The following is a 13,187-nucleotide window of genomic DNA, read 5'->3' as shown; positions in this document are numbered from 1 at the left end:
CGTCAGGCCTTCTTTTCCTTCGCCAGGTTGCGGCTGTAGCGCGGAATCTCGATGGTCAGATCGGCGCCGGTGACGAAAGCCTGGCAAGCCAGCCGGGAATGAGGTTCAAGACCCCAGGCGCGGTCCAGCATGTCTTCCTCGTTCTCGTCGGCGCTATCCAGCGTCGAGTAGCCTTCCCTCACGATGACGTGGCAGGTGGAGCAGGCGCAGGCGTGTTCGCAGGCGTGCTCGATTTCGATGCCGGCGTCGAGCAGCGCTTCGCAGATGGTCTGTCCTCTGCGGGCAGGTACGACCGCACCTTCCGGGCAGAGTTCGGAATGAGGGAGGATGGTGATGTTCGGCATGGTCATGTACTACCTCTGACGTGGCAGTTGTCGGTGCGTGTGCTCATCTCTTCTTCCTTTATGTAGAGTAAATTAGGCGCGCACAGACGCGGCGTTTCCATTTCGCACCGACCTCCCCGCGCGCCCTAACCCTCCATGCCGGCGTCGCACCTCGAACGTTGGGTTACGACGCGCGTGAGGCTTCATGGACATCGATCGGCTCCGAGGTGATGCGCGTCTAACCCACCCTACGAAAACGCGGGTTTTTAGGAAAAATGAGAATTGCCGCGTGTTCATAGTCATGCGTCCAATTCTTCGAGTTTCTGTCCGGCCAATGCCTTCTTGATGCTGTGGTCCATGCGCCGTCCGGCGAACTCGGTGCTCGCCTCGTTGAGTGCATCGGCGGCTTTCTTGATTGCCTCCCAATCGGTGCCGTCGACGGCTTGTTTTAGGACCTGCATCCCCTCGGTAATGATCGCGAGCTCGTCCGCGGACAGAAGTTCGGAATCTTCGGCCAAGGCCGCTTCGGTCGCCTCGAGCAGGCGGAGCGCCTCGACTTTCTGTTCGCGCAGGCGCCGCGCCTCGATGTCGTCCTGAGCGTGCTTGTAAGAGTCCTCGATCATACGGGTGATATCGGCATCGTTCAGACCATAGGACGGCTTGACCTCGATCTTGGCCTCGACCCCGCTGGTCTGCTCGGCGGCCGATACGCTCAAGAGACCGTCGGCGTCCACCTGGAATGTCACCCGGACGCGGGCCGCGCCCGCCACCATCGGAGGGATGCCGCGCAGCTCGAAGCGCGCCAGCGAGCGGCATTCGCTGACCAGTTCGCGTTCGCCCTGTACCACATGGATGCTCATGGCGGTTTGCCCGTCCTTCCAGGTTGTGAATTCCTGGGCGCGCGCCAGCGGCAGGGTGGAGTTCCTGGGAATGATCTTTTCGGTCAGTCCGCCCATGGTCTCGATGCCCAGCGAGAGCGGAATCACGTCGAGCAACAGCCAGTCGTCGTCGCCGCGGTTCCCCGCCAGGGCGTTGGCCTGCAGGGCGGCGCCGATGGCTACCACCTTGTCCGGGTCCAGATCTACGAGCGGCTGCTGCTGAAAGAAATCCGCCACGGCCTTGCGGATGCAGGGCATGCGGGTGGCTCCGCCCACCAGGACGACGCCCTTGATGTCGCCGATCGACAGGCCGGCATCGCGGAGCGCCTTGCGGACCGGCGCCATGCTTCGCTTTACCAGATCTTCGGTCAGCGCATCGAAGGTTTCCCGCGACAGGCTGCACTTCACCACGGAGCCGTTGGACAGCGGCGTGGAAATTTGCGCTGTGGATTGTTCGGAGAGGCGTTCCTTGGCCGCACGTGCCGCGGTCAGCAGCCTGCGCGCGTCGCCGGCAGTCGGGGCCGGGGTGGCGGTTTCCCCGAGCAGCCAGTCATAAACGGCCCGGTCGAAATCGTCCCCGCCCAGCGCCGGATCGCCGTTGGTCGCCAGCACTTCGAAGACGCCCCGGGTGAGTTTGAGTATTGAAATATCGAAGGTGCCGCCGCCGAGATCATAAACCGCGTAGACGCCTTCGGCGGCCTGATCGAGTCCATACGCCACGGCGGCCGCGGTGGGCTCGTTCAACAGGCGGAACACTTCGAGGCCGGCGAGTTTCGCGGCATCCTTGGTCGCTTGGCGCTGGGCATCGTCGAAATAGGCGGGGACCGTGATCACCGCGCCGGCGATTTCGTCGCCCAGGGCCTGGATTGCCCGCTCGCGCAGGGCTTTGAGAATTTCCGCCGAAACCTGGACCGGACTCACCGTTCCTGCCTGAGTTTCGAACTGCACCATGCCGGGCGTATCGGCAAATCGGTAAGGGGCGCCGTGCCGTTCCGGCAGATCGTCGCGGCCGCGGCCCATATAGCGTTTGACCGATACGAAAGTATTCTCGGGATCGTCGTTCTGCCACGCCATGGCGTCATGGCCGACATCCACCGCGCGATCGGCACGGTAGTGCACCACCGAAGGCAGCAGGACGCGGCCCTGTCCGTCTTCGAGTACCTGCGGGCCCTGATCGTTGACCGTGGCGACCAGAGAATGGGTGGTGCCGAGGTCGATCCCCACCGCAATACGCCGCGGTTTAGGGGCTTTGATGCCGGGTTCGGAAATTTGCAGCAGCATCATTCCTCCAATTCGGTTTGGGCTTGATCGATATCGCGACCGAGCTTCTCGAGAAAGGCGAGCTGGCGGACCACGTCCGCCGCCGCCGGATGACGCCGTTCCACATCGAGCAGAGTGGCGAGCGAGCCCAGCAAGCTGTTCATCTCCGTTCTCAGGCGCGCTGCCAGGCTATCGAGTGCCGTAAGGCTCTTGAGGGCCATCGCGGCATGCAGCTCCTCGCGCCACTCGATTTGTTCCAGCAGAAACTCCGCCGGCATTGCCGTATTGTCTTCTTCCCGCGTGTCGACGCCGTGAATCCGGAGCAGATAGCGCGCCCGGTCCAAGGGGCGTTTCAAGGTGCTGTAGGCCTCGTTGGCGAGCGTCGCCCATTGCAGGAACAGACGCTTTTCCGTGTCGCTCAGGTGCGCCGCCTTGTCGGGATGCACGCGGGCCTGCATCTCCCGATACTGACGATCGAGCTGGTCCAGATCGAGCTGGAACAGGGGCGGCAGTTGGAACAACTCGAAATAATTGCGGGTCGCCTCCGGGGTCATGGTCACACCTTGATCAAACGTTGAAACTCTCGCCGCAACCGCACTCGGCCTTAACGTTGGGATTGTTGAACTTGAAACCCTCGTTCAGGCCTTCGCGCACGTAATCCAGCTCGGTTCCGTCGAGATAGGCCAGGCTTTTCGGGTCGACCAGCAAAGTGACGCCGAAACTTTCGAAAGTGCAATCTTCCGGAGCGGATTCGTCGACGAACTCCAGGGCGTAAGCGAGGCCGGAACACCCGGAGGTTTTGACGGCCACCCTAAGCCCCAGACCCGTGCCGCGGGCGGCCAGGTGTTTCTGCACCTGGCGCGCCGCTTTTTCGGTCAAGGTTACTGCCATAATCTGAACTCCCGTTTGTCGCCGAAGATTTACTGGGACGAGCAGCCGGAGCCGCCGACCGAGAACGAGCTGCCGCAGCTGCACGTCGAAGCGGCGTTGGGGTTCTTGATCACGAAGCGCGATCCTTCCAGCCCTTCCTGATAATCGATCTCGGCGCCGGCCAGATATTGCAGGCTGGCGGGGTCGACCATGAGGATCACCCCGTCGGTTTCGACCGTGGTGTCGTCATCGGCGATGACTTCCTCGAAGGAAAAACCGTACTGAAAGCCGGAACAGCCGCCCCCGGAGACATAGACCCTAAGCTTCAGGTCGGGATTGCCTTCTTCGGCGATCAGTTCGCTGACCTTGGCGGCCGCGTTGCTGCTGAAGATGACGGGAGAAGGGGGAGGGGTCAGGTCCTGAATGTCAACCATGGCACTCATAATGCTCTCCTCGTTTTACGCAGCGGATTTGCAGACGTCGTAGCCGGCTTCGTCCGTGCCGCTTTTCGCCCGGTAATCGTTGACGGCGGCCTTGATCGCATCCTCGGCGAGAACCGAGCAGTGGATTTTTACCGGCGGCAGGGCCAGGGCCTCGGCGATCTCGGTGTTCTTGATGGCCAGCGCCTCCTCGACGGTCTTGCCCTTGACCCACTCGGTCACCAATGAGCTGGAGGCGATTGCCGAGCCGCAGCCGTAGGTTTTGAACTTCGCGTCTTCGATCACGCCTTCGTCGTTGACCTTGATTTGCAGTTTCATCACGTCGCCGCAAGCGGGCGCGCCGACCACGCCGGTGCCTACGCCTTCTTCCTCTTTGCCGAAGGAGCCGACGTTGCGGGGATTTTCGTAGTGATCGATAACTTTTTCGTTGTACGCCATGGTGGTCTCCAATTGGTGAATGATTGACGATATCCGCTTAATGCGCGGCGGCCCATTGAACCGAGTTGAGATCGATGCCTTCCTTGTACATCTCCCACAACGGAGACAGGTCGCGCAGTCGATCGACTTTTTCCTTGATCAGGGAGATCGCGAAATCCACTTCCTCCTCGGTGGTGTAGCGGCCAAGGGTGAACCGGATGGAACTGTGCGCCAGCTCGTCGCTGCGTCCGAGCGCCCGGAGAACGTAGGAGGGTTCGAGGCTGGCGGAGGTGCAGGCGGAACCGCTGGATACGGCGAGATCCTTGAGCGCCATCATCAGGGATTCGCCTTCCACGTAGTTGAAGCTGATGTTGAGGTTATGCGGTATCCGCTGTTCGAGGTCGCCGTTGATATAAACCTCCTCGATATTCTTTACGGCAGCGAGCAGCTTGTCCCGAAGGCGGCCTATGCGCTTCGTTTCCTCCGCCATATCCTCGCGGGCCAGACGGAACGCTTCGCCCATGCCGACGATCTGGTGGGTGGCCAGGGTGCCGGAACGCAGACCCCGCTCGTGGCCGCCGCCGTGCATCATCGCCTTCAGGCGCACCCGCGGCTGGCGCCGCACGTAGAGCGCGCCGATCCCCTTGGGGCCGTAGGTCTTGTGAGCGGAAAACGACATCAGGTCGACCGGCAGCTTGGCGAGGTCGATTTCGACCTTGCCGGTGGATTGCGCCGCGTCGACGTGGAAAATCACGCCCTTCTCTCGGCAGATGGCGCCGATGGCGGCGATGTCCTGAATCACGCCGATCTCGTTGTTGACGTGCATCACCGAGGCGACGATGGTGTCGGGACGTATCGCCGCGCGAAATGCGTCCAGATCGAGGAGGCCGTTGGGCATGGGGTCGAGGTAGGTTACCTCGAAACCCTGGGCTTCCAGTTCCCGCATGGTATCGAGCACCGCCTTGTGTTCGGTCTTGACGGTGATGAGATGGCGTCCCTTGGTCTGGTAAAAATAAGCCGCGCCTTTGATCGCCAGGTTGTCCGACTCGGTCGCGCCGGAGGTCCAAACGATTTCCTTGGGATCGGCGTTGACCAGCTTCGCTACCTCGGCCCGGGCGTCTTCCACCGCCTTTTCGGCGGTCCAGCCGAAGCTATGGGAGCGGCTGGCCGGATTGCCGAACTCTTCGGTCAGAAAGGGAATCATTTTTTCCGCCACGCGCGGATCAACCGGGGTCGTCGCCGAATAGTCGAGATAAATCGGTAGTTTCGTGGGCATTGGTTTCTCCGGGTTCGCTTTCAACAAAAAGCCGGGCCGCTCGCCCCGAGCGGTCGGTTTTGCCGGGTTACCTAGGACTAAGCAAGGCCCGTACCAATGCGATGGTTATTCGTAAGGCTTTGAGTTCTAAATTAAAATTTCGCCGAGCGTGGCGGAGGGATTTGTCGGGTTTTCAACAAAGTCGGCCCGAATGGTTCGATGCAAGGGGCTTGCCCGACATTCGCAGGTTCTTCTTCGGTACCGAAACGCGGTATCGAGGCCAATGAAATCCAAGCCTTGTCTGGACTTTCGCTCGGCGGCTCTCCCGATTCCGAGGCGTCGGTTCGAGCGGAGGCTCGCCTGTTTGTCACGTTCACTACAAAAACATTCAAACCGGCCGGATTTCGTAACAAAGATAACAAGCGGCTTCGATCCGAATATCGGTCAAAAAACCCTATTCTCGGTAGGCTTTAGATGAAAAACGATCGATGGCATGCCTTCTGCTTGAGACGGACCCAAATACCGTACGAGTCAAGGGGTAAATTCGATCATGAATCTTACGCAGCGCTGCGCCACGGTCGGCGAGCCATTCGCCCGACGCGACTTTACCTTGGGCGTTCCGGGTTTCGACTACCGGGACTTGTACGACCCGGAGCGTCTTAAGGAACTTTACGATGTCTTCGATGAGACTCTGGCGGCGGAAGACCCGGAGGTTCATCGCGCCTACATTGCTTGCCGCGAGGATAAGGACGGCAAGCTGCCTCCCGCCGAGGTCGCGAACGCGTTGCTCAGCACGGCGCCTTACCTCGGGCGCTTCGTCGCGCGCCTGTTCAACGTGGAAGGAGAGCGCGAGACTCAATGCGCCGCTGCGGCCCGTGAGTTCGAAACCGTTTTCGCCTACAAGAATTCGGTGGTCAAACGCGCCGCGCAAAAGTTCGACGCCGAAGCGCTGGCCGGCTTCGATCTCGATGAACTCGATTCCGCGATCGAAGACTTGAAGCGGATAAGCCTCGAGGATGGCGCGCCGGATCTCGATCCCGAGCAGGCGCTCGCTGTGGTCGCGATGCGGCTGGATGCGCTGGCGAAGCATTATCAGGCGCAGGCCAAGGGAGAAACGGCATCGTATCAAGGTGATGCCGACGCCGATGCAGCCGAGTTGCGCCAAAGTCTCAAAGCCGACGACGGCGCCCGCCTACGTTTCGCCGCGGCGCTAGCGGAGGCCGAGTACCCGGCTTTCGTCCAGCGGCTGCTCGATTGGGTGGAACGCTGGAGCTACGCGGCCCTGCACCATCCCACCATCCGCGCGAAGGTCACGGATTGGGTCTCCCTGAAACAGCCGGAGCGCATCGATTACGAGCATCTGGTCGAATGCCATGCCGAACCGCGCAAGGGCTTCGAGGTGCTGGCGGGTCCTCTGGATAAACGTCGCCGGCGCGACGGGTTCGCCTTGACCGACCTACGCGCCTCGGCGCGCGAAGCGAATTACGAAGTGGATCGCTGCGTCATCTGTCACGAGCGCAACAACGATTACTGCTCCAAGGGGCAGCGCACCAAAGAGGGCGAGTTCCGCCACAATCCGCTGGATGTGACGCAGATCGGCTGTCCTTTGGAGGAACGCATTTCGGAAGCCTTCGCCCTGAAGCGGCAGGGAGACAACATCGCCGCCCTGGCCATGATCGTGGCGGACAACCCCATGGCCCCCGGCACCGGCCATCGCATCTGCAACGAATGCATGAAGGCCTGCGTGTTCCAGCGCGTCACCGAGCCGGTCAACATTCCGCAAGTGGAAACCAACATTCTCACGGACGTGCTGTTCATGCCGTACGGCTTCGAGATCTACAGCCTCCTGACCCGCTGGAATCCGCTGAATCTCAAAAGGCCCTACGCCTTGCCTTATAACGGGAAGAAGGTACTGGTGGTGGGCTTGGGACCGGCCGGCTATACGCTTTCCCACTATCTACTCAACGAAGGTTTCGGGGTAGTGGCCATCGATGCCCTGAAGATCGAGCCTTTGCCGGAAGAGCTGACCGGAAAGGATGCGGGGATTCCCGAAGCGGTGGACGATTTCCACATGCTGTACGAGAACCTCGACGAGCGCGTCCTGATGGGCTTCGGCGGCGTCGCCGAATACGGCATCACCGTGCGCTGGGACAAGAACTTCCTCAAGGTGGTTTATCTGACCCTGGCCCGGCGCCGAAACTTCAGCATCTACGGCGGGGTACGCCTGGGCAGCACGCTGTCCATAGACGACGCCTGGGAACTGGGCTTCGACCATATCGCCATCGCCAGCGGGGCGGGCAAGCCGACCATGATCGGCCTCAAGAACAATCTCGCCCGCGGCATCCGCAAGGCTTCGGATTTTCTCATGGCATTGCAACTCTCCGGGGCGGCGAAACAGTCTTCGCTCTCCAATCTTCAAGTGCGGCTGCCGGCCGGCGTAATCGGGGGCGGCCTCACCGCGACCGACGCCGTAACCGAGCTCCTGGCATATTACCCGGTGCAGGTGGAAAAGACGCTCGACCGTTACGAGCGCCTCGTCGCCCGGTACGGAGACACCCAGGTTCGTTCGCGTTTCGACGGTGAAGAGTTGGCCATTTTGGATGAATTCCTGGACCATGGCCGCGCCGTTCGCGCCGAGCGCTGGCGCGCCGAAGCAACCGGGGAAACGCCCGATTTCGAGCCGCTCATCCGGCAATGGGGCGGCGTGACGCTGTTCTACCGCAAGGGCATGAACGATTCGCCGGCCTATCGCCAGAACCACGAGGAAATCATCAAGGCGATGGAAGAGGGTTTGGTGTTCGCCGAAGGCATGAACCCGCAAGAGGCGATCACGGACGAGTACGGTTATTTGCAGGCCGTGCGTTTCGAAAAGCTCGTCAAGCGCGACGACGGACGCTGGGTCGATTCGGGCGAACAGCCAGTGGTGCCCATGCGTACCCTCCTGGTCGCCGCCGGCACCTCGCCGAACACCATCTACGAAAACGAATTCCCCGGCACGTTCCAGCTCGACGGCAATTTCTTCCAGCGCTTCGAACCTGCGTGGAGCGAGAACGGCTCGCCGCAAATGGAAGCCAAGAACGGCTGGGGCATGCCGAAAGAATTGGTCCCGGCCCCCTTCACCTCCTATGGAAAGGACGGAAAGTACATCACCTATTACGGCGACAATCACCCGGTATACGCCGGCAACGTGGTCAAGGCCATGGCCAGCGCCAAGGACGGGTACCCTTACGTGGTCAAGCTGTTCGCGGAAGAACTCAGCCGCCTCGATGCCGCGGCGCAATCCGAGCGGGACGCGGAACTCGCGGCGTTTCAGGCGCAATTGGACGAACTGCTGACGGCCAGGGTCGTGGAGGTCAAGCGGCTGACGCCCACCATCGTCGAGATCGTCATCGAGGCGCCCATGGCCGCCCGCAAATTTCAGCCGGGGCAGTTCTACCGGGTGCAGAACTTCGAATTCTACGCGCCTCGGCTGAACGGCACCTCGCTGGCAACGGAAGGCATCGCTCTCACCGGCGCCTGGGTGGACCGGGAGAAAGGCATGGTCGGCGTCATCGCCCTGGAAATGGGCACCTCCTCGCGCCTCTGCGCCACCTGGAAACCCGGCGATCCGGTCGTGCTGATGGGCCCGACCGGCGCGCCCACCGAGATACCCGAGGGCGAAACCGTGCTCCTGCTCGGCGGCGGCCTCGGCAATGCCGTGCTGTTCTCCATCGGCAAGGCGCTCCGCGAGAACGGCAACCGGGTTTTGTATTTCGCCGGCTACCGGAGCGCCCAGGATGTCTTCAAGGTCAAGGAAATCGAGGACGCTTCCGACGTGATCGTGTGGTCCGTCGACAAGGGCAAGGGCGGTACTCCGATCTCCACCACCCGTCCGCAGGACAAATCCTTCGTCGGCAACATCGTGGAGGCTATGGTCGCCTACGCCAGCGGAGCCTTGGGGGAGATTCCCATTCCGCTCGATGCCGCCGACCGCATCATCGCGATCGGTTCGGACCGCATGATGGCGGCGGTCAAAGCGGCTCGGTTCGGAGTATTGCAGCCCTATCTCAAGGAAAACCACGTCGCCATAGGGTCCATCAACTCGCCCATGCAATGCATGATGAAAGGCGTGTGCGCCCAGTGCATGTGCAAGCAGACGGACCCGGAGACCGGCAAGGAGCGCTTCGTCTATACCTGTTTCAATCAGGACCAGGATCTGGACCAGGTCGATTTCCCGCACCTGAACGCCCGTTTGCGGCAGAACACGACTCTGGAGAAAGTGTCCAATTTATGGCTCGACTATCTCTTCGAGGCCAATCCGATGCCGCGCGATTGAACGACGATGATTTGAGGCATCTCCATGTATATCTGTATCTGCAAAGCGGTTACCGAAAGCCAAATCTGCGAGGCGATACGCTCGGGGGCGTGCACGCGCAAGGAGATCACCGACTGCCTCAACGTCGGCACCGCCTGCGGCAAGTGCAATCGCGAGATTCGTGATCTATTGCGCCTCGCCCGATCGGAGAGTGGCGGCATCCCGAGGGTGCGGGCGGGCGAGGCGGCGGGTTACGGAAGCCGGGCAAGCGGCGGTCAGGAGCTCCGCTTGTAAGAACCGCCGGCTTTAGCGTTCGGCAGGTTGGTTCGGTATTCGGGGACGGCCATTTTCAGCGGGAAGCAAAGTCGTCCCAGCTTAGAGAACGTTTTGGTATTCGCCATGTTTTGCCGCGGAACGGTTGTTAGGTCGCCGTTTCGCGGTCTTTTTTTCATTTGGTTTTCGGGTTTGCGGCCGTAAGTTCCAGATCTAAGTTCGTGCTCGACTATCCACAATTCCCGTGGACAACCCTGTGGATAAGCTTGGGGATGGACAGCGCGGTCGCCCATTTCTTCGGGGTATTCGTCAGCTTGGTCAGGTTCTGTTCAAGTTTGATGACAAATTGCTATGTCATTGATTGTTCGGGCGCATCAGCGACCTGACCTTGAATCAAAGGCTTAGGACCGGCATGTCGGCAGAAAACGGCACACGACGAGATTGTTTGATTCTGACAGTGGATAACGGACCGCCCCTGTATCGAATCCGTCGCAGCATAAGCCGATCTATATTGTTTCCATAGGATGGCATTATGCTAAAAGAAAAAAGCGATTATTTCCTATTTAGGTACGAAAATAGCCAGCACAGCCCCGAAGTTTTGGTTATGATTATTTCCGTAATTTAAATGATGGAGGTGGTTATGCATATTTTGTTGCTTATTGGGATCGTCCCATTCGTATTGCTGTTCGTGGCGGTAAGTTTTTTTGTTTTGATGGCGGTGGCCGCTGCCGTAGTTGAATTCCCGCTGATCGTGCTCTTGCTGATCGCCGTGGGGCTCGGTTTAAGTCGCAAAGTCCTGCCGAATCTGAGCAAAAAGCCGAACACGCTATGCGAGCAGATGTAATGCCTTGGTTCTTATCAACGTTGACCAAATCCCAGTCCCTTCGGCTGGGATTTGTTGTTTTAGCGACCTGAAAATCGTTTCTTGTAGCCTTTCCGACAGGTGAAAGGCGAGTAGCCTTTTAGAAATCAACAAGCTAGAAGTGGCATTGCCATTGCTTGATTCCTGGCGGACCAAAGCCGATGGGATCAGGCATGAAATCGACCATAAACTTCACCCGACTGCTTCACAAAACGGTTTCCGAGCCTAGCAAGGAGCCGAAACCCGGAACTCCGCTTCGCGGAACCGCCGAACCGAGCCTTGGTTGAATCGCCGGGGCCCTGACATGAATACTACCGAGCCGATGATGAAAGCCCATCAGCTTTTGGGCGAAGCTATTTGCGCGCGGCTGATCACGGAAATTCACGGATTGGGGTTTCTGCCGGAACAGATCACGATGAAACCGGTTTTCAGCGAGGCCCGCTTCGAAACCAGCCGCGATCCTTTCAGCGGCAAGGATACCCTTTGTGCCTATTGGCACCATCCGAACGGACACCGGGTCGGCGAGATGAAGTTTCATGCCGATGGCACCTTCTTCGCCGAATACGATGTCGTTTTGCCACACCCTAAAGACCCGCGCTGGTTCGTAGAGGGCGTGGTCGCCTGGGGGCGTGATGATGTCATCAAATCGGAACCTAAGCTGTTGCCTGCGCTAGGGGATTGATTACGCCTCGTCGCAAAGAGCCATTTTGATGTACGCGGCTCCCGATCAAAAAAGGCTTCGCAGGCGCGGCTCATCCCATACAGGCTACCGTTGAAACTCAGTGCGTAGGGTGATTCGCACAGCACAAACCACCGAAACCGCATCCTCGGATTTTTACCGCTGCGTTGTAGGATGGGTACCGGATCGATGACAGCGGCCATTCGGCCGGAACTGGAATCGGACAAACCCCGTTTGCCGTCGAGCCGAGGCGCGGATGGTCCTGATCAAACCGTTTGATCAAGCGAAGCCCGGCCGCTGGGCCAGTAAAGTGCAGCGTCCTCGTCGAAAGATCCTCCAACGCCCATCAGGCAGACCATGAACAATCCTTACGAAATCTACGATCTGTTACAGGATTACGCCTCCAGTCCATCGCCGGTTCGGGAGGTATTGATCGGGCTGGTATGGACCTATTGCGAGGCCGACGCCGTCGGATTGGCAATGAGTCCCGGCATCCCCACCCGGACGCTGCCCTGGGCCGGGACCCTGAGCGGAAAATCCCTCTCCGGACTGGTAGCGTGGGTTCGCGACTTCGATCCCTATCGGGCGACGATCGGCATGGCGGCCGTTAATGCCGGTATCAATCGCCTGCAACTTCCGCCGCCCGGCGTTACGCTGGCGCCCCACCCGGAAGGCGGGAACAATCTAGCGGTTTTCGAACACTTCTTGTCCGAAATGAAAGGACGGCGCGTCGTCGTGATCGGCCGCTATCCGGGGCTGGATCGATTTGCCGCCGAGCACGGGCTGGACCTCACCGTACTGGAGCGCCAGCCGGTGCCGGGCGACCTGCCCGATGCAGCCTGCGAGTATCTGCTACCCGAGGCGGAATGGGTATTCATCACGGCGAGTTCGATTCCCAACAAGACTTTCCCGCGTTTGGCCGAGCTGTCCCGCAACGCCGTCAGCGTGCTGATGGGGCCGACTACGCCGTGGCTGCCGGAGTTCTACCATTTCGGCATCGATTATCTGGCCGGCGTCGAAATGTCCGACCATGAATCCCTGCGCCGAACCGTGGCGGAAGGCGGCGGCGTGAGGATCTTCGAAACAGGCTTGCGCTACCGCGTAGCGCCGCTCACGCCCGCCGCCACCCAGGAATGGACGCGCCAGCTCATCGCCCGCACCGTACAGGAGAAGGAAAGTCTGAAACGGGATATGACCGCGTGGTATGACGCTGGAAATTCCCAGCGCTTCCCCGATTACGATCGTCTCGAAGCCTCCAATACCCGATTATCCCGGCTCGACACCTGTTTCAAGCGGCTGTGGGACGAGCATCGCGATCGATCGGCCGAACCGCAGACGGGGCTCTAGTCAAACCCTTACTTGCCGAGGTAAGGATTTCGTTTTATTTTCCTCACAAACACTAAGTTAACTTTATTTGGGGACGAGGGATGGCCTTCGGCCGATGGCCCATGAAAAGGGGACTGGGCCATTTTCTACTTAGCGTTTAATCTGTTACCGCCCTGGACATTTCAGTACGAGTGTGGGTACCTGGACACGAACGGCTTAGAGCGTTTTCCATCCCGGTGTACGGATTCGTGCCAGGAGGGGAGAACGTAGGTCGGCAATCCCTTGCCGACAAAGCCCTTCGCCGAGCCGA

Annotated in this window: 12 protein-coding genes; 5 read left to right on the top strand and 7 right to left on the bottom strand. The window is 60.0% G+C overall.

What is annotated here, in order from left to right; translation table 11 throughout:
• Positions 1–2: 2 nt before the first annotated feature.
• From fdx to JOD69_RS02045, 7 genes are all read right to left on the bottom strand, one after another.
• Positions 3–344, bottom strand: coding sequence for an ISC system 2Fe-2S type ferredoxin (gene fdx, locus JOD69_RS02075; RefSeq protein ID WP_086135507.1), 342 nt, complete (start codon positions 342–344; stop codon positions 3–5).
• Positions 345–622: 278 nt separating this feature from the next.
• On the bottom strand, positions 623–2,485 hold the full coding sequence (gene hscA / locus JOD69_RS02070) for a Fe-S protein assembly chaperone HscA (protein WP_168183897.1): 1,863 nt from the start codon (positions 2,483–2,485) through the stop codon (positions 623–625).
• Positions 2,482–3,015: a Fe-S protein assembly co-chaperone HscB gene (gene hscB / locus JOD69_RS02065; protein WP_077729097.1), complete on the bottom strand. Its 534-nt coding sequence runs from the start codon at positions 3,013–3,015 to the stop codon at positions 2,482–2,484. The genes hscA and hscB overlap by 4 nt, the downstream gene beginning before the upstream one ends.
• Positions 3,016–3,028: 13 nt before the next feature.
• Positions 3,029–3,352, bottom strand: coding sequence for an iron-sulfur cluster assembly protein IscA (iscA, locus tag JOD69_RS02060; protein WP_077729098.1), 324 nt, complete (start codon positions 3,350–3,352; stop codon positions 3,029–3,031).
• 29 nt (positions 3,353–3,381) lie between these two features.
• A complete protein-coding gene (erpA, locus tag JOD69_RS02055; protein ID WP_240502434.1) occupies positions 3,382–3,765 on the bottom strand; it encodes an iron-sulfur cluster insertion protein ErpA in 384 nt (127 codons plus the stop codon).
• Positions 3,766–3,789: 24 nt separating this feature from the next.
• On the bottom strand, positions 3,790–4,209 hold the full coding sequence (iscU, locus tag JOD69_RS02050) for a Fe-S cluster assembly scaffold IscU (RefSeq protein WP_077729100.1): 420 nt from the start codon (positions 4,207–4,209) through the stop codon (positions 3,790–3,792).
• A gap of 37 nt (positions 4,210–4,246) precedes the next feature.
• Positions 4,247–5,464 (bottom strand): IscS subfamily cysteine desulfurase, encoded by a 1,218-nt coding sequence (locus tag JOD69_RS02045; protein ID WP_086135392.1) that lies wholly within the window; start codon positions 5,462–5,464, stop codon positions 4,247–4,249.
• 529 nt (positions 5,465–5,993) lie between these two features.
• Between JOD69_RS02045 and JOD69_RS02040 the strand changes: the two genes are divergently transcribed.
• From JOD69_RS02040 to JOD69_RS02020, 5 genes are all read left to right on the top strand, one after another.
• A complete protein-coding gene (locus JOD69_RS02040; protein WP_086135393.1) occupies positions 5,994–9,758 on the top strand; it encodes an FAD-dependent oxidoreductase in 3,765 nt (1,254 codons plus the stop codon).
• Between the two features lie 24 nt (positions 9,759–9,782).
• Entirely contained in the window at positions 9,783–10,031 is a 249-nt protein-coding gene (locus JOD69_RS02035) for a (2Fe-2S)-binding protein (protein ID WP_077729103.1), read from the top strand.
• Between the two features lie 619 nt (positions 10,032–10,650).
• A complete protein-coding gene (locus tag JOD69_RS02030; protein WP_077729104.1) occupies positions 10,651–10,854 on the top strand; it encodes a hypothetical protein in 204 nt (67 codons plus the stop codon).
• A 322-nt stretch (positions 10,855–11,176) separates the two neighbouring features.
• A complete protein-coding gene (locus tag JOD69_RS02025; RefSeq protein ID WP_077729105.1) occupies positions 11,177–11,554 on the top strand; it encodes a hypothetical protein in 378 nt (125 codons plus the stop codon).
• Positions 11,555–11,908: 354 nt separating this feature from the next.
• Positions 11,909–12,898: a DUF364 domain-containing protein gene (locus JOD69_RS02020; RefSeq protein ID WP_077729106.1), complete on the top strand. Its 990-nt coding sequence runs from the start codon at positions 11,909–11,911 to the stop codon at positions 12,896–12,898.
• Positions 12,899–13,187 lie beyond the last annotated feature (289 nt).

It is taken from the genome of Methylocaldum sp. RMAD-M (assembly GCF_017832375.1).
GTDB lineage: Bacteria > Pseudomonadota > Gammaproteobacteria > Methylococcales > Methylococcaceae > Methylocaldum.
Note: the sequence above shows the minus strand (reverse complement) of the source record. Positions and strands in the feature narration are given on the sequence as shown.